The organism is Synechococcus sp. CC9616, assembly GCF_000515235.1.
Lineage (GTDB): Bacteria > Cyanobacteriota > Cyanobacteriia > PCC-6307 > Cyanobiaceae > Parasynechococcus.
Map to the genome: position 1 here is coordinate 218,668 of NZ_KI911558.1, position 21,554 is coordinate 240,221.

Genomic DNA, 21,554 nt, shown 5'->3' on the forward strand with positions numbered 1-21,554 from the left:
CGTCCGAGCTGCTTATCTCAGATTCATGCAGCTTCCCCGCTGACGACTGCGATCTGATCGCTGGCAGAGAAGACGTCTGTGTCGAGTTGAAGTAGATCTTGGGTGTTGGCAGGGAAGTTGCCTGTTGGTGCAAAGTGCAGTGTTCTTGTGTCAGTGGCGAATGCAAGCAGGCCTGTGAGTTCGTTCGGGAAAATTTGCGCTTTGATTCTGGCTTCTGTGTCCACGATGACTGTGTTCTTGAGGCTTGATGCAGCCCCAGCTTCGGTCACAGTCTTCTGTTGGATGGCAGCCCCAGCTTCGTAATTTGGAAAACTGCCATCGTTCACTTGAATCACATCGAAGCTGCCGTTGGCCTTTGTGGCATTGTTCGCACCTATGAATCCGGTCACGGTGTCAAGGCTGTCTGATGTGGTCTGACGCGTGAGATTGATTGTGTTCTGGATGTTGGTTTTTGGGAAGTTAATGATGTCCAATCCAGCTCCTCCAGTGATTGTTGATTTGCCTCCAGTTGAGCCCGTCAGTATGTCAGCGCCAAGATTGCCGAAGATCTCTGCATCACCAGCGAGTCCCTCGATGGTGTCTGGGCCAGCGGATCCGACGAGACGAAGAGTTGATTTGCTCTCCGGTGTTCCTGAGTCAGCATTCAGAAGTCTGATTCCGAAGATGCTTGTGATTCCTGAAAAATCAAAATCTGTGATAGCTGATTGATGCCAATCAGTAAACTTCGTAGCCGCTTTAAAAGTGCTGCCTTCTTCGACTTTCAGAGAGCTCCCTTTGACAATGGACTTGAGGGAAATTTCTATGCTTTCGTCTGAATCTGCTTTGATCTGAAATTCTTCAATATTGGTAAATAAAGTTCGAGGTATAATATCCTCAAGGTTTGCTCTGCTGTCGCTATCAATAGTGGCGATATCTTTGTCTTTTGTGCTTCCGTCTTGGATGATACTGTTGAGTTCAAGGCTGCCGATTGGGCAGTTGATCGTGTCGCTGAACTCTGTCAGTGGATTGTCTGGTAGTAAATCTTTTCCGGCTACTTTGGAAACGGAAATGCCTCCGGGAAGAATGCCTAGGCTGAGATTCAGTGTTGCTGAATTTCCTTCGCTGTCTGTGGCGACAACATTAAAGTCGTAATTATTCTTTTCTGAGTGATTCAGGTCTGTTTTTGTTGTGATGATGCCTGTCTGGGGATCTATTTTAAAGTCTGCGGCATCGTTTCCTGATAGGGAATATGTGATTGGTGTGGATGCGTCTGTTGCTTCAGCGGTATAAATAACTGTTTCTTGAGGGGTCCCTTCCTTGACGGAATCGACCTTGCTGGCAGATGTGAAAGCAGGGGGAGTGGTATCGGGATCGGTTGGCTGAGCAATACTTTCCCCTAAGACTGAGAAGGATTTGGATGATTTATTCTTGCTTCTGGAGATCTTGAACCTGTCCGATTGCTTGATCGGGTCGAATGTGAAGTCTACATTCGCAGAGGTGAGATTGGTCTCGTTGGCCGTGTTAAGGCTTTCGATGGTTAGTTTGAGATTGCTCTTTTTATTTTTTTTCTTGCCTGGCAGGTCTTTTTTGCTGAATTTAAAAACAAATTTTCCGTCAAACTCGTCTTCTTCCGAGACTATTCCGATTACTTTTTTGCCTGATTTGTTGGTGAGCTTCGCTTCGAGGTCGGTGTAGCTCTGAAAACCTTTGAGTTTTGCAGTGAACTTCATGGGTGTTCTCAACCAACATCGATCGAGGTTTTTTTAGCCACGGATCATTGCATTGTCAGTTCGTGGATATGTCAGTTCAGCCAATGGCGACACCAGGCTCAGACCCCACAGTGAAGCTTTTTTAGCATTGGTCTCAGCCAGGCTTCCGACAGCAAGCTCGCTGGCTGACATGCCCCCAGCTTGGGGGGTTAGAACGGTTCTTTGCTCTCCTAGCTTTCCTTAAGTGCTTGTCGGGTTATGGATCAGTGGCAGGAACGCAAGCGACCGGTTTGTCTGGAGCGACGGTTCGAGTTTGAAAGCTACAGCGCCACACGGGATTTTCTCGATCGACTCGGTGAGCACAGTGAAGCGACCCAGCGTTTCCCAGATATCAGCTTTGGGCGTACGTACGTAAACATCACCCTGCGGCCGGAGCAGGACGGCGAGGCCGCCGCCCTCAGTGAGGGAGACCGGCGCTTCGCTCACGAGATTGATGGACTCCTCGGTTGATCTCGCTTCGGCCTATGCCGATTCGGGTGTAGCCGCTGTTCTTGAGCAGCTGGATCGTGAGCTGATTGGACTGAAGCCAGTCAAAACGCGCATTCGCGAGATCGCCGCTCTCCTGCTGGTGGATCAGGCCCGGCAGCAGTTGCAATTGCCCAGCACGGCTCCCAGCTTGCATATGTCATTCACGGGGCGTCCAGGAACCGGTAAAACCACCGTGGCGGAACGGATGTCGCAGATTCTGCACCGCTTGGGCTATCTCCGTAAGGGCCATGTGGTCACGGTGACTCGCGACGATCTTGTCGGTCAGTACGTCGGACACACCGCGCCAAAAACCAAGGAGATGATCAAGCGTGCCATGGGCGGCGTGCTGTTCATCGATGAGGCTTACTACCTCTACAAACCGGGAAATGAACGCGATTACGGGGCCGAGGCGATCGAGATTCTGTTGCAGGAGATGGAACGCCAGCGAAAGGATTTTGTGGTGATTTTTGCTGGCTACGGAGATCGCATGGAAGATTTTTATCGTTCCAATCCAGGCCTTTCATCCCGGGTCGCTCATCATCTCGAGTTCCCTGATTACAGCGATGAGGAACTCATGCAGATCGCCGCTTTACTGCTTGAGGATCAGCACTACTGCCTCAGTGCCGAGGCCATTGAGGCATTCAGCGAATACATCTCTCGTCGCCGTCAGCTTCCGTTTTTCGCCAATGCCCGTTCGATCCGAAATGCACTCGACCGTGCCCGGCTGCGTCAGGCGAATCGTTTGTTCAATCGCATGGGCGACCGTCTTACCCGGGAAGATCTGATCACGATTGAGGCTCAGGACATTCGGGCGAGTCGGGTGTTTCAGGGGGAGGTGGAGGGACATCATTCCCGCCACCAAAGCGTCGACTGATCAGAACAGCGACGCCAACACCGATCAGGGCACTGGCGGAGCCATGGCCTTGCATCAGGCAAATGGACAGCACCAACACCACCAAGGGGCGGCCGAGCATCAGCATGAAGAAGCCACTGGTGACTCCGGCGCACCAACTGCCGATGCTCCCCAGTTGCGGCAACAGCTCATGCAGCCCTCCACCAAAGGCACAGGCCAACACGAAACCAGGGAAGAAGATCCCACCGCGCCATCCCGTCTCAAGACAGAGGCCCAGCATCAGGAGCTTCAGCAGACCAACGCTCAGGAGAAGAATGACGGTGTCCTTGTTGGCCCCATCCAGGATGGGGATCACCTGGTGTTCCCCGGCAAAGCCCACCATCGGGAACCAGTGCAGCAACATGCCCAGAAGCAGGCCGGTGATAACAGGCCACCAACGCCAGTGCTTCAGCAGTTGGCGACGTTGCAGTGCGCCGCGCCACTGACGCAATGCAATGCCAAGAGCGCTGCCAACCAGGCCAGCCAGCAGGCCCACGCTGACGCTGCCCAGATCTTCGCGAAATGTGGTGGGCCAGATGTAAGGGACCCTCGCCATGCTTCCTCCGGTTACCTCCAGGATTCCGCCGAAGACGGCGAATCCGGCAATGCCGCCGAGGCTGCCGGGAATCCAGCGGCTGTGAAGGTTGACTCGATGCTGATTGATCACAACACCACCCAGCAAAGGCGCCTCAAACATTCCCAGGCTTCCGGCAACGGCTGCATCGGAAAGCGCCCTGTCGCGACCGCGCCAGATCGTCTGGCTTGCAATGGTGATCAGCCGGGTCAGTAAAGCTTCCGGTCCGACAGGCGCACCACCGATCTGCGCGAGGGCGGCCGCCAAGATCGAGCGCCACTCATGGCGTTGCGGTGCATGGTCTGGATCCCGTAGATCCTCCATCGTTTCCGGGAGTTCCGGGAGAAGGTTGCGTTCGTCTCCGCCTTCCACGATTGCCAGGATGACGCCAACGCCGCCGCAGACCAGCAAGGACCACAGCAAAGGAATGGATGTGGTGAGGCCTTGTTCTGTTTTTTCCCCCCAGAGTTGTTCTCCGATGCCGCTGATCAGACCCAGCATCACTGCGGTGAATACACCGCTTAATGCACCGGTCGCCAGCGCCATCAGGCCCTGACGTATCTCAATGGAGACCAGGCTTTTTTGTCGGGCTGTCACGGTGTCACCAGTACGGATCGCAGGCCTGATCCACAACGAGGCGCCCTGATTTTGAAGCAGGAACCGTACTGATGCAGGCACGGATCACACGGCCGTTCACTTCGATCTCACAGGCTCCGCAACTACCTCCCATGCAGCCGGTTGGGATGGGACATCCGGCTCGGGCCGCACTCAGCAACCAGTCGCTGCCGATCACTTCCGAGCTGGTGTGTCCATCAGGCCAACGAACGGTGATGCGTTTCATGACCCCAGCAATGGAGCAATGTCCACATGCTGCTCGAAGGCATCGGCGAGACGATCGAGCAACTGATCGCGATGCGAGGCGTGATGCGGGCGCTCGATGGAGAGCTTGGAGATCCCCTTCCCGCTGCGCAGGTGATTGAGCCAGTGGCGGCGCCAGGGACCGTTGTCCAGCAGGCCGTGGAGATAGCTTCCGGCGATGACTCCTCCATTGATTCCTCGCTTCCACCAACCCAGGTTGGGCTCCTCCATCAGCGACATCAGATCGGCTTCTGCGGTGGTACGGCCGTGGTGCAGTTCAAATCCCCGCACTTCGGTTGGAGCGGGCCATCGACTGATGAGATCGCGTTGTCGCAAGGTTTTGTCTCGGCTGAATCGGGTCTTGATCGGCAGCAGCCCGAGACCTTCACTGCTGCTGGGTCCCCCCTCCAGTTGCTCAGGATCCTCAAGCTGCTGCCCCAGCATCTGCAGGCCTCCACAAAGACCGAGAAGATTCCCGCCTGAGTGGGCGTACTCCTTCAGCTGATCGGCCAAACCTCTTTCTCGCAGGAGCGTTAGGTCGTTCAGGGTCTGTTTGCTGCCAGGCAGGATCACGGCATCGGGTTGGCCCAGGCGATCTCCTGGAGAGATCCAGCGCAGCCGAACGCTGGCCTCAGCTTCCAGCGGATCAAGGTCGGAGAAATTGCTCAGGGAGGGGAGTCGTAGGACTGCGATCTCAAGGTCCGCTGGGCCCCTGGAGGGGCGGCGTTCCAGCAGATCGAGGGAATCCTCGGGAGGGAACAGTTCGTTGAGCCAGGGCATCACGCCGACAACTGGGATCCCTGTTTCACGCTCCAGCCAGGCGCGGCCGTCGTCGAACAAGTCGCGGCGTCCGCGGAAGCGGTTGATCAAAATTCCTCGGATCAACGGCCGTTCGATGGGTCGGAGCAAGGCCAAGGTGCCAACAACCTGGGCGAACACTCCCCCTCGTTCGATATCTGCGACGAGTAGGCAGCGGGCCCGCAGAAACTGGGCCAGACGCAGATTGGTGAGATCGCGTCTCTGGAGGTTCACTTCCACTGGGCTGCCGGCACCTTCGAGAACCAACCGTCCGTCTGGCCAGTTGTGGCTCAGCGTTTCGAGTCCGCTGCGGATCGCCCGCCAGCCGGGCCGGAACCAATCGCGGTAGTAGTGCTCGGCGCGTGCTGTGCCAACGCTTTTCCCGAGATGAATCACCTCACTGGTGCTGTCGCCCCGAGGTTTGAGCAATACAGGGTTCATGGCACAGCAGGGATCGAGCTTGGCGGCCCAGGCCTGCATGGCTTGGGAGTAAGCCATCTCTCCACCGTCGAGATCGACCCAGGCGTTGTTGCTCATGTTCTGTCCTTTGAACGGCAGCGGTTGCTCGCCCCGACGTTTCAGGACACGGCAGAGGGCTGCGTTCATCAGCGATTTGCCGGCACCGCTGGAGGTGCCCAGCACCATCAGCGGTGGGCGGGATCGGATGGTCACAAGGGCCAGCGACGCCGCAACGCCTGCCGGAGCTGTTCGCCAGAACGGACCGGCTTGAGCAGCAGATCAGGGTCGCGATCCATCAGGGCCCGTCCAAGAGGCGTTAGCCGAAAGCGGCTGGTCAGACCCTGTCCATCCACTTCCCGCCGCAGCACGCCCACGGTGATCAACCAGCGCAGATCATCCTCGAGAGCTTCAGAGCTGTGGTGCCAGCGTTTGCCACGCCCATATCTCTCCCTGTTGTTCCAGAGGGTATTGGCGTCGAGCCCTTGTGCCTGAAGATCGCGATACAGATGATCGGAAAAGGGCAGGCAGCGCATCGAGCGGGTCGCCCTGTCACGGCTGCGTTGACTGAGCAGGTCGCTTGTGAACAAGGGATCGGTGATAACAGCCCTGTCGCCCCTGGCAGCCTACGGACCATTCCCTGGGAGTTGTCTGCCGTGTTGTTGCTCGCTTCCGCATCGCCAGCTCGCCGCCGCCTGCTCGAGCAGGCGGCGATTCCCCATCGGGTGCGGGTCAGCGGAGTCGATGAGACGTTGATTCAGCATCCTGATCCGGAGCAGTTGGTGCAGAGGCTTGCCCAGGCCAAGGCCGATGCAGTGAAGGCGCTCCTGGACGCTGAGCAGGATGCTGAGATCAGGGCGGTGCTGGGCTGCGACTCCGTTTTTGTGTTTGAAGGAGAGGTCTTCGGCAAACCCTTCGATGCGCAGGAGGCGATCACGCGCTGGCGCCGCATGGCCTCGGGCACTGGTGTTCTGCTCAGTGGGCATGCGCTGTTGCGTGGACCTGCTGCCCAGGACTCCATGCCGGAGGTGCGACTCGCCTGTGTGGGCACCAAAATCCGCTTTGCAGCACTGAGCAACGCTGAAATTCAGGCCTATGTCGCCACAGGAGAACCCCTGAGCTGCGCTGGTGGGTTTGCCTTGGAGGGGCGTGGCGGCCTTTGTATTGAATCCCTGGAGGGGTGTTATTCCAATGTCATCGGTTTGAGTCTTCCCTGGTTGCGCAGGCAACTGCCCTGGATCTGATGGCTGACGTTTGATCTGGATGCAAGCAGGATGAGCATTCATTGGTGGTTGGAGCGTTGTCAGCCCTGACGCGACGGTTGCGCGCCCTGCTGGTTCCATCGCTCCTGATCGCTCTGCTGATCGCAGGATTGAGCGGAGGCTCGCTCCCCGCTGGAGCCATCGGTTGGCTCGATTTCGTACCAGGTTCTCGACCGTTGAGTCCCGGTTCACCTCAGGGACTGCTGGACCAGGGCAGCGACTTCACCCTTGAGGGGAAATACAAGCTCGCCAAAGTCAAGGTTCTCGGTGTGCCGGCGATCACGGTTGCCAGCCCCATTGATGAGTAGTCGTCCGAGGTGATGGGAGCGTCTGTTCGGGCCCAGGTGATCGAAGGCAACCTGCGAGCTCTCTACGACCCCAATCAGATCTGCAGCTTCAGCGAACGCGTCAGCGAGTGGGTTTCGGATCAGTTGCTGGATCTCGATGCTGCCGTTTGCTCGGCTGGGCAGAGATATGGACTGAGTCGCAGCGGCGATCCGATCAAGCTCCTGGTGCGCAGGGAGGGAAGTGGTCCCTATGAGATCGCGGCTCGCTTGCCGGGTCGCGAAAACCCATTTCCATTGCTCACTGTCACGCGAGCCGATGCCGAGATCAACGGAGCCAAAAGGCTGGCATTGGCGCAGATGTGGCGTGAGCGCCTGGAGAAACGGGTCAACCATGCCCGTCAGGTGTATTCGCCACCGCAGATGGCGAGACGCGCCCGCCTCATCCTGGTTGTTGAGTTGCTGCTCTCCGGCCTTTTGGCTGGAACGGTTCTGCTCTGGAACCGTCTGCGTCAGCGCACCACCCGGCTGGAGCGGGAGCAACGCCAGAGGCGTGCCCGCCGGGGCCGGCGCGTTGAGATTCGCCTCTATGCCGAACAGACGGTCACGATCATTGCTTTTTTGCTGATCTTCTCGATCGTTGTGCTGATGTTCGGCATCGGCGTGATGGTTCTGCCGGGGCTGGTGTCGCTGGGGATCGAGCTTCTGCTGCAGCCCCTGTTCGCCATTGTGAAATTCCTTCTGGTGACGCTGCTCACCTTTCTGCTGCGCAGTCTCACCACGTTTCTGCTCAGCCAGTGGGCCGTTGATATCGGCGTGTCGGAACAGGAGCTGGAGCGGCGTCAGCAGCGATATCGAAGTTTGGAACGCGTCACCCATCGGCTGATTGATGTGGGCGGACTGGCGCTTGTGGGGATCTGGGTGCTGCTCGATATCCCGGGTGTCCGGTCGGGGTCCACCTCGCTGATCCTGGCCGGGGGTGCTCTGCTCGGTGCGTTGGCCCTCGTGTTCCAGGCTTTCCTGCGTGATTTCTTCGCCGGTTTAGTGATGCTGCTCGAGGATCGCTACGTCATCGGCGACTGGATTGAAGTGAATGGGATCGTCGGTGAAGTGGTGGACGTCGGTCTGTTCAGCACCCAGTTCAGATGCCTGGACCAGCGGATGAACATCATCGACAATTCCCAGATCCTGCAGATGCGTAATCACACCAAGCTGCGCTCAGGCAGCCTGGTGAACTTTCTGATTTCGCACCGTCAAAGCAATCTCGAATTGGTTTTTGATGTTCTTTCAGATGTGATTGAAGGGTTTTCAGTTGATCCTTATTGGAGTGATCGTCTGATCAGAAAACCCATGCTGCGTGGCGTCAAATGTTCCACAGCTCTCGGTGTGCACATGCAGGTGCTGCTGTTCACCCAAGCCGGTGAACAGTGGTCTGCCGAGCGGGAGTTTCAGCGGCGCGCCCTCGGGGCTTTTCATCAGGCGGGTGTTCGTCTTGCTGAAGGTCTTGGGGTTCAGTCGATGGAGGCTGCCGACATGTTCGGTGCTCAACAGGGTTGAACCTCTGCTCAGTCAGCTGTATACGTGCAGACGGCTGAGTTGTTTCTACGGTCAGGGGATAGCAAAGCAGCGACAGTGTCCCTTCTTTCAACGGGCTCCTTTGAGCAGGTGTTTGACCTCCCTTCGGATGTGTCGATCACGTCGCAACTTCTGGTTGATCGATCCAGGGCAGCTGGGGCCGACGTGGCAGTGGAGGACGTCGAGACGGCCCTTAGAACGCACCGGCTCAGAGCGGATGAGGTGGGTCAGCAGGGCTGGCGACAGCTTCTTGCACTTCAGGTTGGAGATGCCCGGGTGAAGGCGGCAGAAGCCTTTCAGCTGCTTGATCAGGACAAGGATGGCCGGGTGGAGCTTTCAGCGCTCAAGCGCCTAATTCAGTTGTTTGAGGTGACAGAGGGCACCGCTGAAGCCATCACGATCGAAATGGCTCGCGATGGGTCTGCATCGATCGACCTGGAGAGATTGCTGGCTTTCCTGCCAGACGATTTCACGGCACATCCCCGTGCTTACAGGGGCGGACACCGCTCGGCTGAGCCAAGCAGCAGCGCTGCGCGACGCCATGCGAACAGGAGCACAGATCAACCGAAACAGGATTCGGCTTCCCACCAAGGAACGTCGCCGCTGCAGATGCAGATCGGCTGGTTTCGTCTCATTCAGGGAGCGGCTTATCGCAGTTTCCGTGAGAGCTATTCGGCCAACTCGGAAACCCACCTTCGTGCCTACGACTTGCCCTACACCATCCCCGATTTCGTGCACTTCGTGAATGCGGCGGTGGATCTCTACCTCTCTCTGGGCATTGTCGAACCCGGAGCAGAGGAACCCTTCGAGAGCCTCAGGGCTTCCGTCAACGGTGCGGAGGCAGATCTGCGTGAGCGGATGGCCAACTGGGATTCGATGCCCAAGACGGACGCGATGCTGGAAGCCGAGGGACGCCTCGAACAAGAACTGCAGGAGTTGGACCACCACCATCAGATCGTTGCGGTGGTGCTTGAGGTGCTGTTGACCGCTGCACTGCATGGTCATGATCCCGAAAAGGTCACCCATGAGGATCTTCAGCGCCATGAGCTGAATCGTCTGCGTCAACTCGATGATCACCGGGAGGTGAACGCGGAGCTCGATCCCGACAAGCCCAAAGCGCAGCGGCCTTACTACGACACCTGGCAGCGGGTGATCGTTGACACCGATGACCAGCGCTATGCGGGGTCGATCATGCCGACCGCGTACTGGTATGACGACTTCATGCCGCTGCTGTTGCGGGCCAGTTCAGTGCTTACGCAGGCCGACATTCACGATTGGGATGATGCCGATGACGACGAGCTGAATGCCTGGTTCTCACAACGGCATGCATTGGGCGAATTCCGCATGTACGGCCATGCCACGGAAGAGGCCTTTCAATCCCGTCCTCTGACGGTCAAGAAGGAGCTGCGGCGAGCCTGGGAGTTGACCCGTCACTACCTCAATGGTGTTCAGAAGCGTCGGGAGCGGGAGGAGTTCGGCCGTGGGGATGGATTTCTCTGTCAGTACGTCGCCTTTCTCGATCTCCATGTCGGCCGCCACGATGTGGAAGCCAGCCAGATGCGGGTCAGTTTTCCGTATTACATCGGCCCGGCCACCTGGCGCTTCATGCACACCAGTGCAGAGCTGATTGCGGCACAGCCAGAAGACCAACAGCAGCGCTCGGTTGAGGCTTTCAAAGGCTTTTTCGTGGCCCTGGCCACGATGTATCCATGCCCTTACTGCCGCTTCCACCTCAACCGTTATGTGGTGCGCAACCGCGAGGTGTCGATGTACCCGATCGAATATCTCTTCCTGGGTTCCGACCAGGCCAGCAGCACCCTTGAGGTGTCGCTTCAGGACAAACTCGAACAGGTGAGTGATGGCGAAACCCTGCGTTTGTTCCTCTGGAAGCTTCACAACACCGTGTCATCGTCGATCGCCCGCAGTGAGGATTGGTATCACAAGGATTCCGGTGCTTACTACACCTCGCGTTACTGGCCCAGCCTCGATTCGGAGCTCGAACGGGCCCACACCCTCGGGGTTGATCTGATCGCGCGCGATCGTGTGCAGCGGATCTATGGAGTTGTGAAGAGCGCAGCCCATCTTTCGGTTTTGCGGGATGAGCTGCAGGAATCACTCCATGCCAATGATCTGCAGACGCAGCAGACCATTCGGGGTCGCGCGGTCACTGCCATCGGCGGTGTTGAAGAGGCCGTTCTGCAATCGCGCTTTCTGCACGACAACTACCGCTACAACCCATCACTCGAACTTGAGCCGCCCCACTTCAGCCCGGCGGAAGAATTGCTCGCCCGTAGTGGTCTCTACACCGAGAATTGAACATCTCCAGCGCGTTCGCTGACGGAAGCCCAAAAAAAACGCAGCCCTGAAATCAGGACTGCGCATCGAAGAACGAACTGAACTTTGTGATCAGACCTTGCGGGAGTAGTACTCCACCACCAGCAGTTCGTTGATTTCAAGGGCGACCCATTCCCGTTCGCAACGACCGGTGACCTTGGCGGACAGTTTGGTTTTGTCCAGATCCAGGTGCGGTGGGATGTTGGCGAGTCCAGGGAATTCCAGGTTGCCTTCGGCCAGCCTTTTGCTGCCTTTGCGTTCCCGGATGGCAATGACATCGCCAACCTTGCACTGATAGCTGGCAATGTCGGTGACGCGGCCGTTCACGGTCACATGACCGTGGTTCACCAGCTGGCGGGCACCTGGGACAGTGGGGCCAAAACCCATTCGGAAGCAGACGTTGTCGAGTCTGTTCTCAAGAAGCTTGAGCAGGTTCGTTCCAGTGGAACCATCCTGTGCACGGGCTTTCTTCACGTAGCGCACGAGCTGCCGCTCAGAAATTCCGTAGTTGAAACGCAGTTTCTGTTTCTCTTCGAGTCGGATCGCATATTCCGAGCGCTTGCGACGGGCTTGGCCGTGCTGACCGGGGGGATAGGACCGCTTTGCGGCCTTCCGGGTGAGACCAGGGAGGTCTCCCAAGCGCCGCGTGATCCTCAGGCGAGGGCCGCGGTATCGAGACATAGAAAGGAAGTTGTTGGGACCATTCGTGCCAGATGGCAGGCATGCTGGAACCAGAGAAGGTTCCCCGCATCTCTCCATGCACGAATCAACCACTGTATCTGTAAGCCTTCTCGCCAGGGCTGCCGGAGTCGTCAACGGTGGTTTGGCCCAGTTGCTGCTGGCCTTGATTGGCTTTTATCGCCGCTTTATTTCGCCATTGATAGGTCCACGTTGTCGGTTTATTCCAACCTGCAGTGCCTATGGGCTTGAAGCGATTCAGAGGCATGGTCCTTGGCGCGGCAGCTGGCTCACGGTCAAGCGATTGCTGCGTTGCAACCCTCTCACCCCATGTGGATGCGATCCGGTCCCCGATTAAGCCATGGCTGATCAGCCAGGTGGCGAACTGACGCTTTACAGCCGCAGAGGCTGTTGTCTGTGTGAGGGGCTGGAGACCCGCCTGCGGCAGCTCAATCTCAGGGCTTTGGGCCTGCAACTCACGGTGATCGATATCGATGCTGAGCAGACCCCTGGCGAGCTGAGAGCGCGTTACGACCTCGAGGTGCCGGTGCTCAGCTGCGCTGGCAAGGACCTGCCACGGGTCTCCCCACGCTTGTGTGGTGAGGGCCTGTTCAACTGGTTGCATCGTGCCCTGTCCAAGGGCGCAGGAGCGACTTAAAACAAGCCGACGACCCTGACGCGAGGAACGCCGGATGAGCCAGGCGCTGCACACCGTGCTGCAGGAGGTCGGTCTGACCATTCCCACAGGTTTGATCAACCCAACGCTGACGGATATCACCAGCGATTCCAGGAGCGTCCGGACGGGAAGTCTTTTTCTCGGCCTGCCAGGTGAACGGGTGGATGGAGGGCGTTTTTGGCGCCAGGCCCTCGATGCAGGAGCGGCTGCCGCTCTGATCGGCCCCGCTGCTGCGCAGGCTGCCCCTCCCGGCGATGGCGATCCGGTGATAGTGGTCTCCGAGCCGGTGGCGCAGTTGATTGGTGAGGTTTCAGCAGCCTTCTGGACCCAGCCCAGTCATCAGATGGCCCTGATCGGAGTCACCGGGACCAACGGCAAGACCACTACAACGCATCTGATTGAGCATCTGGCTGGGGTGGCGGGACAACCCACGGGTTTGTTCGGCACGTTGGTCAATCGTTGGCCGGGGCACAGTGTCACGGCCCAGCACACCACAGCGTTTGCGGACCGTTTGCAGGCGCAGTTGGCGGAGGCTGTGGCTGCCGGCTGCAAGCTGGCGGCGATGGAGGTGAGTTCCCATGCGTTGGCCCAACACCGCGTGGCCGGATGTCGTTTTTCCGGTGCGGTGTTCACCAACCTCACCCAGGACCATCTCGACTATCACGCCTCGATGGAGGACTACTTCGAGGCGAAGGCCAGTCTTTTTGTCCCTCCGCTGCTCGAAACGCAGGATGCGGGATCCGTGGTCAACATCGATGACCCCTGGGGCGTTCAACTGGCGCAGCGCTTGTCGGGTCGTTGTTGGCGTAGTTCGCTGAACGATCCCTCGGCGGAGCTCACCATGGTGGATTTGGAGATGACCGGCCATGGCGTGGAGGGACGCCTCCTCAGCCCCAGCGGAGATGGACAGTTCCGCTCCCCTCTCCTGGGACGGTTCAATCTGATGAATTTGCTTCAGGCCTTGGGGGCTTTGCTGCAGCAAGGTCTGCCGCTGGGTCCATTGCTTGAGGCGATTGGCTGTTTCGGTGGTGTTCCAGGCCGGATGGAGAGGGTGTTGGTGCCCGGGGCGGATACCGCGGCACTGCCTACGGTGTTGGTCGATTACGCCCACACTCCCGATGGTCTTGAAAATGCCCTGGCTGCCTCGAGACCCTTCACCAATGGTCGTTTGGTCTGTGTCTTTGGCTGTGGTGGGGATCGGGATCGTGGCAAACGACCTCAGATGGCGGCGATTGCCGCACGGCTTGCCGATCGCGTGGTGATCACGTCCGACAACCCCAGGACAGAGGATCTTCAGCGGATTCTCAATGATGTTCAGACCGGTTTGCCTGCGGGCACCGATCACATGGTTGAGGCGAATCGGGCTGTGGCGATTGCAGCTGCGATCGCAGAAGCATCCCCCCAGGATCTCGTGCTGGTCGCCGGCAAAGGGCATGAGGACTACCAGATCCTCGGCACAGAAAAGGTGCATTTCGACGATCGAGAGCAATCAGAACAGGCTCTGCGCCAACGATTGTCCTGAGGTCTCGTCCGTCCTAGGAAGACCTCAGGCCCGGACCCTGATCACGGATGTCTGCTTTCAACCGCTCTGATCTGTTGAAGGACGCCCAGTTTTTTCAAACACCAGAGGGCTTGCTGATCGGCACGTTGGTGCTGGTCGCCTTCTGGCTGTTGCTGAGGGTGATGGAGGCGGTTCAGAAACCCTCTTGGGCCAGCGTCATCCGCTCGGTACGCCGTCCTCTCGTGATCGGATTTGGCGTCGCGCTTTACGCAGGTTGGTTGTTCGGCCTGCTGGCTGAAAATATTGCCATCTTAAGTGATAGAAATGTTGCTCAATTAACAACTTCGATTGTTCTGCTTGTTTTTGGTAGAGCTGCCACGATTGCTGGTTTGAAATTCCTGCATTCCAATGTGTTCAATCGTTGGTTGAATCGTGAAATTCAGGATCAACGTGAAAAAGATATGATGGTTTCTCTCCTGGATCGTGTTTATACAATTCTGGTTTTTTTGATTACATTCGCTGCCATTATGATCGCCTTTGGTATTTCTCCAACAGCCGTTGGAGCAGTTCTGGGCGGCGCTGGTATTGGAATCGGCTTCGGAACGCAGCAAATTTCTCAGAATTTCTTGTCGGGCTTGATGTTGTTTTTTAATCGTCCTTTTGCAGAGGGGGATTGGATCAATGTTTCAACCTTCGAGGGAACGGTGCAGCGTATTGGCTGGTATCACACGCAAATTCGTACATTCGACCGGCGACCTCTTTTTATTCCCAATTCTCTTTTTGCGACCACGCCCATCGAGAATCCAGGACGTATGTATAACCGCCGTATTAAAGAAGAAATTAGCCTGCGCTATGAAGACATTGGTCGGATTGAGCATGTCGTCCATGAAGTGAAGAAAATGCTGCGCGAGCATCCTGCAATTGATCAGGACCAGACGATTCTGGTGAATTTCAATCAGTGGGGAGATTCGTCCATCAACATGATGATCTACGCCTTTACTAAAACAACTGTTTGGGCGGAATGGCTTGATGCTCAACAGGATGTTTTTCTGCGAATCGCCGAGATTGTTCGACTGGCTGATGCTGATTTTGCTTTCCCTTCCACCACAGTTTATCCCTCATCGGATTTCAACACTGAGCATCCGTTGTTGATGAAAAAAGGGCCTAGCGCCTGATCAGCTTCGGATCCACTCGCTGACCCCGCCGGGACGATCGATCAGTTCAATGCCGCGCTGGCTGAGCTCATCGCGGATCCGATCCGCTTCGGCATAGTTTTTCGACGCCTTGGCTGCCCGGCGCGCTTCAACGGCAGCCTCAATCTCGGCATCATCTTCGGCGTTGGCTTGGTCTGGATCTTGTTCCCAGCGCAGTCCCAGGGCGGCGGCCAATTCGCGAAGAAGCTGCCAACGCGCCAACAGCCCTTTCAGTTCTTCAGTCGGTAAGTCACTGCTGTCACCGCGGTCCAAACGATTGGCGATGGCACGCAGCGGTTTGGCCAAATCGAACAGAACAGCCAGGGCTCCTGAGGTGTTGAGGTCGTCATCCATGGCGGCGATGAAGCGCTGATGCATCGCCAGAAGACCATCCCCATCGGGGCTGTCCTGGCCTCGGATCGCCCCTTGTTCGAGAACTGGCGATGATCCCCAGCCCAAGGCATTGCCATGGCGATCGCCGAGCCCTAAAGCTCCATTGAGTCCTTTCCAGCCGGTTGCTGCGGCATCGAGTGCTTCAGCGGTGAAATCAAGAGGTTTGCGGTAGTGGGCCTGCAGCACGAACAGGCGCAGCGTCATTGGCGAGACGCCGCTATCGAGCAGTGCCCGGATCGTGGTGAAGTTGCCGAGGGATTTCGACATCTTGGTGCCGCCGACATTGACCATGCCGTTGTGCATCCACAACTTCGCCAGGGTCGTGCCATTGGCCGTTTCCGATTGGGCGATCTCGTTTTCGTGATGTGGGAACACCAAATCACCACCGCCGAGATGGATGTCGATCGTGAGGCCGAGTTCCTGACGCACCATGGCGGAGCATTCGATGTGCCAGCCCGGACGCCCTGGCCCCCAGGGTGACTCCCAGCTGGGTTCGTTTTCTTTGACTCCTTTCCAGAGCGCGAAGTCAAAGGGGTGGCGTTTCCGGCTCCCCTCCCCATCAGCAGTGCGTCCGCTCGCGCCCTGTTGTTGCTCATTGGGATCGCGACCGCTGAGTTTGCCGTAGTTGTTGGCTTTGGAGATGTCGAAATAAACGTCGCCATCGGAGCTGTAGGCGGCCCCTTTGGCTTCCAGTTCGCTGATCAACGTCTTGATGCCATCAATGCAGCAGGTGGCCCGCGGCATGCGATCGGCCGGAAGGATATTCAGCCGGCCCATATCGATTTCAAAGGCTTCAATGTTGCGTTCACTTACTGCCTGCATCGAGCTGCCTTCCTCGTTGGCGCGGTTGAGGATCTTGTCGTCGATGTCGGTGTAGTTCTGGACGTAGGTGACGTCGTAGCCGCGCCAGATCAAATACCTGCGCAGCACGTCCCAGTTGATGTAGCTGCGGGCATGGCCCAGGTGGCAAAGGTCATAGACCGTGACACCGCAGCAGTAAATCGTTGCTTTGCCGGCCTCGAGGGGTTCAAACGCTTCCGTACGGCTGGTCAGGCTGTTGGTGAAGCGCAAGGGCACGGTCGATCGGCAGAACAGGCTGAGGTTACGGCGTGCATGAGATCAAGATCAGCAGCCCTGTCCCTGCAAGCCAGCTCAGCATGATCAAGCAGCGTTGTGGAGGTTGTTTGAGAGGCAGTGGATTCTTGAGGGGGTTTCGTTGGTTGTTGCGGATTGTGTGGAGGCAATTGCATTGGCGGCAACGCAGCACACATTTTTAGTTTGCATTTTATTAATCTTTTGGCTGTTTTTGAGGCTTAGTGCTAACAAGCGGCGACTTTCTTGCTGATTGTTTTTGTGGGCAGCAAGTTCGTTAAATGCATTGCTGAATGCGGCTGCTATGTTGAAATGAAATAGTTTTACAATCATGGTCTTTAGCGCTTAAGCTTTGTTGGAAAGCCTTGCGAGTGGGTCGTCGGTCCAGTTTTACGACCCTGCAGATCTCTCCGACTCAGCCCCTGATACGTCCGGCATTCCTGATACGACCATTCCGGATATTCCTGATACGACCATTCCGGATATTGATATTCCGAGCCTTCCTGGTGGCTCAAGCCCGTATAGTGGTATTCCGAGGCCGGATAGTTGTATTCCGAGCATTCCAGATGACTTTGATACTTCAGGTCTGCCTGCTGATCTTTCAAGTTATTTGCCGAGTCAGATCGGTGATCTTAATCCGGAGCAATTTGCTGATTTCACTCCTGACATGATCGGTGATTTCAGTCCTGAGCAGTTTGCAGAGCTGTCACCGGATTTGATCAAGGATTTTGACCCGAATCAATTCACTGCATTGGATCCAAGTGCATTCGCAGGCTTCCAGGCCGATCAGCTGAAAAGTTTGCCTGCGAAGTTGGCCGGGCAATTCACTCCTGAGATGTTTGCAGAGTTGCCTGAAGGTGCCATTGCAGGTTTTAAAGCTAAGGCCTTCTCTTCTTTACCCACAGACGTTTTTGCTGAATTTGATCCTGAGCAGTTCGGGGAGTTGTCGTCAAAACTGTGCAAATCAATCAGTTCAGAACAATTCTCTCAGCTCGCAAATAATGTCATGAAATCGATCGATGTTGATCAATTCATGGCTCTTTCGCCAGACGCTTTTGCTGGTTTTCAGGCTGATTAGCTTAAGAGCCTTCCAATGGATCTGGTTCAGGAGATGACTGCTGACATGTTCGCTGAGCTACCAGCTGATGCGATTGCTGGTTTCAAAGCCAAGGCTTTTTCTGCGCTGTCATCAGAAGCTTTGGGTGCATTTGATGCAGAGCAGTTTTCAGAACTGTCTGCCAAGGTAATGAAATCGATCAACTTAGATCAGTTTGAAAGTCTTTCACCAGATGCTTTTGCTGGGTTTCAGTCCAGTCAATTAAAGAAAATCAAAGCAGACCTTCTGGCGGGCATGGATCCTGAAACATTCTCGGCGATTAATCCTGATGCCTTCTCTGCGTTTACTCCTAAGAAAATCAATGCTCTTCCCGATGATCTGATTGGAGAGATTAATCCGGATCAATTGTCTGGCTTCAAGCCGGCTATTTTCAAAAAGATGGATGATGAATTGTTCGAGTCTTTCAGGCCAAAGGCAATCAAGGGTCTGACGCCTGATCAGACAGCAAAGATGAATAAGGTTGCGGCTAGTAAGTTTGACGTGGATCAAATCCAGTCGATCAAACCAGAATGTCTTGCCTCAATGCCTAAGTCCGTTTTCAATTTCTTTGAAGATGATTTTTCTGCAAAGCAGATCGCAGGGTTAGAGGAGTTGGAGTCTGTTTGATGGTTTTTACTATATCCAAGCCAAAGGGTTTGGTTGTCAAGATCTAGTCACCCAAAAATTATAAACATTATAATTAAAACTTTAATTCTTTAAACTGCTATTTGGCTTCCATCCAGTTTGCGCCGATGCCTGTTTCGGCCACCAGGGGAACGCTGAGTTTCACGGCGTTCTCCATGGTCTGCACCACCAACTTTCGGGTGGTCTCCAATGCGTCTGGTGCGACTTCCAGCACCAGTTCATCGTGCACCTGGAGCAGCAGCTGAGCTGGAAGCCCTTGGTTGTGTAGGGCTGCTTGCAGCTGCACCATCGCCACTTTGATGATGTCGGCACTCGATCCCTGAATCGGAGCATTGGCGGCGGCCCTGAGTTGCTGCGCCTCCATGCCGCCGCGGCGGGCCACATCCAGGTCGATCTCCAGAGGGTCCTTGCCCAGCAGTCGGCCGAGGCCGTTGCGGTCGAAGTGGAACGGGCGCCGGCGCCCAAGGATCGTCTCCACGTAACCGCGGCTGAGGGCGAGCCGTTCCTGCAGTTCCAGGAAGGCGAACACCTTGGGGTAGCGCTGCTTGTACTTGGCCAGGAATTCCTTGGCCTCCATCTGGCTGACGCCGGTCTCCCGTGCAAAGCGCTGGGCCCCCATGCCATAGATCACGCCGAAGTTGATGGTCTTGCCGAGGCGACGTTCATCGGAGCTCACGTCGTCTTTGTCCAGCAACAGTCGAGCCGTCAGTGCGTGCACGTCGTCGTCACTGCGATACGCCTCCTGCAGAACCTCTTCACCGGAGAGGTGGGTGAGGATGCGCAGCTCGATCTGGGAGTAGTCCGCACTGAGCAGGGTCCAGCCCTGCTGCGGAAGGAATGCCTTGCGAATCCGCCGGCTGTACTCGGTGCGCACGGGAATGTTCTGCAGGTTGGGGTTGCTGCTGCTCAGCCGTCCCGTTGCCGTCACCGCCTGATTGAAATCGGTATGCACTCGCCCGGTTTCCGCTTCCACCAGCTGAGGCAAGGCATCGATGTAGGTGCTCTTGAGCTTGCTGAGCACCCGGTGCTCCAGCACCAGGGGCACCACAGGGTGGTCGTTGCCCAGTTTCTCGAGCACCGTGGCATCCGTGCTGTAACCCGTTTTGGTGCGTCGCGACTTTTTCCGGTCCAGCCCCAGGGTGTCGAACAGCAGTTCACCGAGTTGCTTCGGCGAAGCCAGGTTGAAATCAACCCCTGCGGCTTCTTTTGCGTCCGATTCCAGCCGCTGCAGGGTTGTGCCCATTTCCTCAGAAAGTTCCTTCAAATAAGGCACATCAATGCGGATGCCGGTGGATTCCATCAGGGCCAGTACCGGCTCCAAGGGTTGCTCCACCTGCTCAAGCAACTGGATTAGGGGAGCGCCCATCGCTTCCAGTTGTTGACGCAGCAGCAGGGCCAGTCGACGGGTCACATGCACGTCCATCCCGCAATAAAGGCTGGCTGGACCGATGGGTACGTCCGCGAAGGTCTGCTTTTTGCCAACGAGATCGCCGTAAGCCGTTGGTGAAAAGCCGAACTCCCGTTCCGCCATCACGTCCAAACCGTGTTTCGCCGCGGCATCACGCAGGTAGTCCGCCAACAGCGTGTCCATCACCACCCCTTCAAGAGCCAGGCCATGCCGCAACAGGATCAGGCGGTCGTATTTGGCGTTCTGCAGAGCTTTGGGATGCTCCCTGCTGGCCAGCCAGGGAGCGATGGCGGTGAGAACGCTCTCCAATGGCAACTGCGGGGACTGCTCTGAAGTGAGGTCGTCTGCAGGGTGATGACCAATCGGGATGTAGGCCAGCGCGTCGAGTGCCTCTCCCCAACACACGCCGATTCCCACCAGCTCTGCCTTGAAGGGGTTCAGGTCTGTTGTTTCCGTGTCGAGGGCCACAGGTGAGCTGGCCTCGGTGCAGGCCATCAGCTGCTGCACCAGATCAGCAAGGGCCGCCGCTGTTGTGATCAGTTGCGGTTGCAACGCCGGTGCTGCGCTGGCCTCGGACGTTTCTTCAGTTGTGGCGGTGGCCACATAAAGGTTGTCCTGTGTCGCAGGGGGTTTGCTGTTCGTGGCGTATCCACCTGCTGAGAAAGCGGCAACGAATCCCTCCACCTGTCGCAACAGGCTGTTCAGTTCCAGGTCCTGCAGGCTCGTGCTGAGGGCACCGGCGTCCACGGCGGTCAGGCTCAGGCGTGGATCCTCCGGCAGGGGAATGTCCACCAGGATTTCCGCCAGCTTTCTGGACAGATAGGCATTGTCGTAATCGTTGCGAAGCTTGCCCTTCAGGGCGCCTTTGATCGCACCGCGACTGGCTTTCGGACCCTCGGACTCCACTTCTGTAAGCGCTACGTAAACCGCATCCAGATCGCCGTTTTCCTTCAGCAGATTGATCGCGGTCTTGGGCCCCACGCCCCGTACCCCCGGGATGTTGTCGGAGCTGTCTCCGGTGAGGGCCTTGAGATCAACAACCTTTTCAGGCATCACGCCAAGTTTGCCCAGTACTCCCTTCTCATCGATCAGGGTCGGCCCGCTGTTTTTGGCGTAAGGGCCACCACCCATGTAGAGGACAGCAATGTCGCGTTTGTCGTCCACCAGCTGGAACAGGTCCCGATCCCCGGAGAGGATCCGCACGCTCCAGCCTTCCGCCGCACCACGCTGCGCCAGGGTCCCCAGCACGTCATCCGCCTCATAGCCCGGGGCCATGCAGAGGGGTAACTGCAGCTGCTCTCGCAGGATCAGCTGCAGTTGGTCGAGATCCTGGAAGAACACCTCCGGGGCCACATCCCGGTGCGCTTTGTAATTTGCATCAGCGACGTGGCGGAAGGTTGGTTCCGCAGTGTCGAAGGCGATGCAAACCCCTTGGGGGTTGAGGCTCTTGCCCGTGTCCAGCAGTGACTTCAGGAAGCCGTAGGTGACGCTGGTGGGCCGTCCGTCCTTGGTGGCGAGCCCCCCCTCCCCACCCTTGCTGAAGGCGTAGAAACTGCGGAAGGCCAGTGAGTGCCCATCAACGAGCAGCAGCAGGGGCTTGGGAGACGCCTCGGGCATGGTCAG

At 57.0% G+C, this 21,554-nt stretch carries 21 protein-coding genes; 12 read left to right on the forward strand and 9 right to left on the reverse strand.

What is annotated here, in order from left to right:
• Positions 1-23: 23 nt before the first annotated feature.
• Positions 24-1,709 carry a cadherin repeat domain-containing protein gene (locus SYN9616_RS0101320; RefSeq protein ID WP_028951521.1) on the reverse strand — a complete coding sequence of 562 codons (1,686 nt, stop codon included), beginning with the start codon at positions 1,707-1,709 and terminating at the stop codon, positions 24-26.
• Positions 1,710-1,946: 237 nt separating this feature from the next.
• On the opposite strand from SYN9616_RS0101320, the gene SYN9616_RS0101330 reads away from it, so the two are divergent.
• Both SYN9616_RS0101330 and cbbX read left to right on the forward strand, forming a co-directional pair.
• Complete coding sequence (locus SYN9616_RS0101330; protein ID WP_028951522.1) at positions 1,947-2,198, forward strand: 4a-hydroxytetrahydrobiopterin dehydratase; 252 nt, start codon at positions 1,947-1,949, stop codon at positions 2,196-2,198.
• Complete coding sequence (gene cbbX, locus SYN9616_RS0101335) at positions 2,182-3,090, forward strand: CbbX protein (RefSeq protein ID WP_028951523.1); 909 nt, start codon at positions 2,182-2,184, stop codon at positions 3,088-3,090. Before SYN9616_RS0101330 ends, cbbX begins: the two co-directional genes overlap by 17 nt.
• On the opposite strand, the gene SYN9616_RS0101340 is transcribed toward cbbX, so the two are convergent.
• Genes SYN9616_RS0101340 through SYN9616_RS0101355 form a run of 4 tightly spaced genes read right to left on the reverse strand, consistent with a single transcriptional unit; the run spans position 3,002 to position 6,384 of the window.
• Complete coding sequence (locus tag SYN9616_RS0101340) at positions 3,002-4,228, reverse strand: chloride channel protein (RefSeq protein WP_051410899.1); 1,227 nt, start codon at positions 4,226-4,228, stop codon at positions 3,002-3,004. The genes cbbX and SYN9616_RS0101340 overlap by 89 nt on opposite strands.
• A 55-nt stretch (positions 4,229-4,283) precedes the next feature.
• On the reverse strand, positions 4,284-4,523 hold the full coding sequence (locus tag SYN9616_RS0101345) for a 2Fe-2S iron-sulfur cluster-binding protein (RefSeq protein ID WP_028951525.1): 240 nt from the start codon (positions 4,521-4,523) through the stop codon (positions 4,284-4,286).
• Positions 4,520-5,983, reverse strand: a complete 1,464-nt coding sequence (locus tag SYN9616_RS0101350; RefSeq protein WP_037991162.1) for a cobyric acid synthase — start codon at positions 5,981-5,983, stop codon at positions 4,520-4,522. Before SYN9616_RS0101350 ends, SYN9616_RS0101345 begins: the two co-directional genes overlap by 4 nt.
• A 23-nt stretch (positions 5,984-6,006) precedes the next feature.
• A complete protein-coding gene (locus SYN9616_RS0101355; protein WP_232199873.1) occupies positions 6,007-6,384 on the reverse strand; it encodes an Npun_F0494 family protein in 378 nt (125 codons plus the stop codon).
• A gap of 66 nt (positions 6,385-6,450) precedes the next feature.
• On the opposite strand from SYN9616_RS0101355, the gene SYN9616_RS0101360 reads away from it, so the two are divergent.
• The 4 genes from SYN9616_RS0101360 (at position 6,451) to SYN9616_RS14940 (ending at position 11,231) form a co-directional block, all read left to right on the forward strand.
• Positions 6,451-7,038: a nucleoside triphosphate pyrophosphatase gene (locus tag SYN9616_RS0101360; RefSeq protein ID WP_028951528.1), complete on the forward strand. Its 588-nt coding sequence runs from the start codon at positions 6,451-6,453 to the stop codon at positions 7,036-7,038.
• A 44-nt stretch (positions 7,039-7,082) separates the two neighbouring features.
• Entirely contained in the window at positions 7,083-7,364 is a 282-nt protein-coding gene (locus SYN9616_RS17800) for a hypothetical protein (protein WP_232199877.1), read from the forward strand.
• Positions 7,365-7,376: 12 nt separating this feature from the next.
• Positions 7,377-8,897: a mechanosensitive ion channel family protein gene (locus SYN9616_RS14935; RefSeq protein ID WP_051410901.1), complete on the forward strand. Its 1,521-nt coding sequence runs from the start codon at positions 7,377-7,379 to the stop codon at positions 8,895-8,897.
• Between the two features lie 75 nt (positions 8,898-8,972).
• Positions 8,973-11,231 (forward strand): ERV1/ALR-related protein, encoded by a 2,259-nt coding sequence (locus SYN9616_RS14940; protein WP_156918616.1) that lies wholly within the window; start codon positions 8,973-8,975, stop codon positions 11,229-11,231.
• Positions 11,232-11,321: 90 nt separating this feature from the next.
• On the opposite strand, the gene rpsD is transcribed toward SYN9616_RS14940, so the two are convergent.
• The gene (gene rpsD, locus SYN9616_RS0101375) at positions 11,322-11,930 is read right to left on the reverse strand and encodes a 30S ribosomal protein S4 (RefSeq protein ID WP_028951529.1); all 609 of its coding nucleotides are present in this window, start codon (positions 11,928-11,930) and stop codon (positions 11,322-11,324) included.
• Positions 11,931-12,006: 76 nt separating this feature from the next.
• Here rpsD and yidD point away from each other — a divergent pair, with 76 nt between their 5' ends.
• Genes yidD through SYN9616_RS0101390 form a run of 4 tightly spaced genes read left to right on the forward strand, consistent with a single transcriptional unit; the run spans position 12,007 to position 15,279 of the window.
• The gene (yidD, locus tag SYN9616_RS16245; protein ID WP_071991398.1) at positions 12,007-12,285 is read left to right on the forward strand and encodes a membrane protein insertion efficiency factor YidD; all 279 of its coding nucleotides are present in this window, start codon (positions 12,007-12,009) and stop codon (positions 12,283-12,285) included.
• A gap of 3 nt (positions 12,286-12,288) precedes the next feature.
• Entirely contained in the window at positions 12,289-12,585 is a 297-nt protein-coding gene (locus SYN9616_RS0101380) for a glutaredoxin family protein (protein WP_028951530.1), read from the forward strand.
• Between the two features lie 34 nt (positions 12,586-12,619).
• Positions 12,620-14,125 (forward strand): UDP-N-acetylmuramoyl-L-alanyl-D-glutamate--2,6-diaminopimelate ligase, encoded by a 1,506-nt coding sequence (locus tag SYN9616_RS0101385; RefSeq protein WP_028951531.1) that lies wholly within the window; start codon positions 12,620-12,622, stop codon positions 14,123-14,125.
• Positions 14,126-14,172: 47 nt separating this feature from the next.
• On the forward strand, positions 14,173-15,279 hold the full coding sequence (locus tag SYN9616_RS0101390) for a mechanosensitive ion channel family protein (protein ID WP_028951532.1): 1,107 nt from the start codon (positions 14,173-14,175) through the stop codon (positions 15,277-15,279).
• On the opposite strand, the gene cysS is transcribed toward SYN9616_RS0101390, so the two are convergent.
• Positions 15,280-16,767 carry a cysteine--tRNA ligase gene (gene cysS, locus SYN9616_RS0101395; protein ID WP_028951533.1) on the reverse strand — a complete coding sequence of 496 codons (1,488 nt, stop codon included), beginning with the start codon at positions 16,765-16,767 and terminating at the stop codon, positions 15,280-15,282.
• A gap of 84 nt (positions 16,768-16,851) precedes the next feature.
• Positions 16,852-17,115 carry a hypothetical protein gene (locus SYN9616_RS16955; protein ID WP_156918617.1) on the reverse strand — a complete coding sequence of 88 codons (264 nt, stop codon included), beginning with the start codon at positions 17,113-17,115 and terminating at the stop codon, positions 16,852-16,854.
• A gap of 22 nt (positions 17,116-17,137) precedes the next feature.
• Between SYN9616_RS16955 and SYN9616_RS16960 the strand changes: the two genes are divergently transcribed.
• A complete protein-coding gene (locus tag SYN9616_RS16960) occupies positions 17,138-17,860 on the forward strand; it encodes a hypothetical protein (RefSeq protein ID WP_156918618.1) in 723 nt (240 codons plus the stop codon).
• Positions 17,861-17,875: 15 nt separating this feature from the next.
• Positions 17,876-18,505, forward strand: a complete 630-nt coding sequence (locus SYN9616_RS0101405; RefSeq protein WP_028951535.1) for a hypothetical protein — start codon at positions 17,876-17,878, stop codon at positions 18,503-18,505.
• 97 nt (positions 18,506-18,602) lie between these two features.
• On the opposite strand, the gene polA is transcribed toward SYN9616_RS0101405, so the two are convergent.
• Positions 18,603-21,548 carry a DNA polymerase I gene (gene polA, locus SYN9616_RS0101410; RefSeq protein WP_028951536.1) on the reverse strand — a complete coding sequence of 982 codons (2,946 nt, stop codon included), beginning with the start codon at positions 21,546-21,548 and terminating at the stop codon, positions 18,603-18,605.
• Positions 21,549-21,554: the final 6 nt, after the last annotated feature.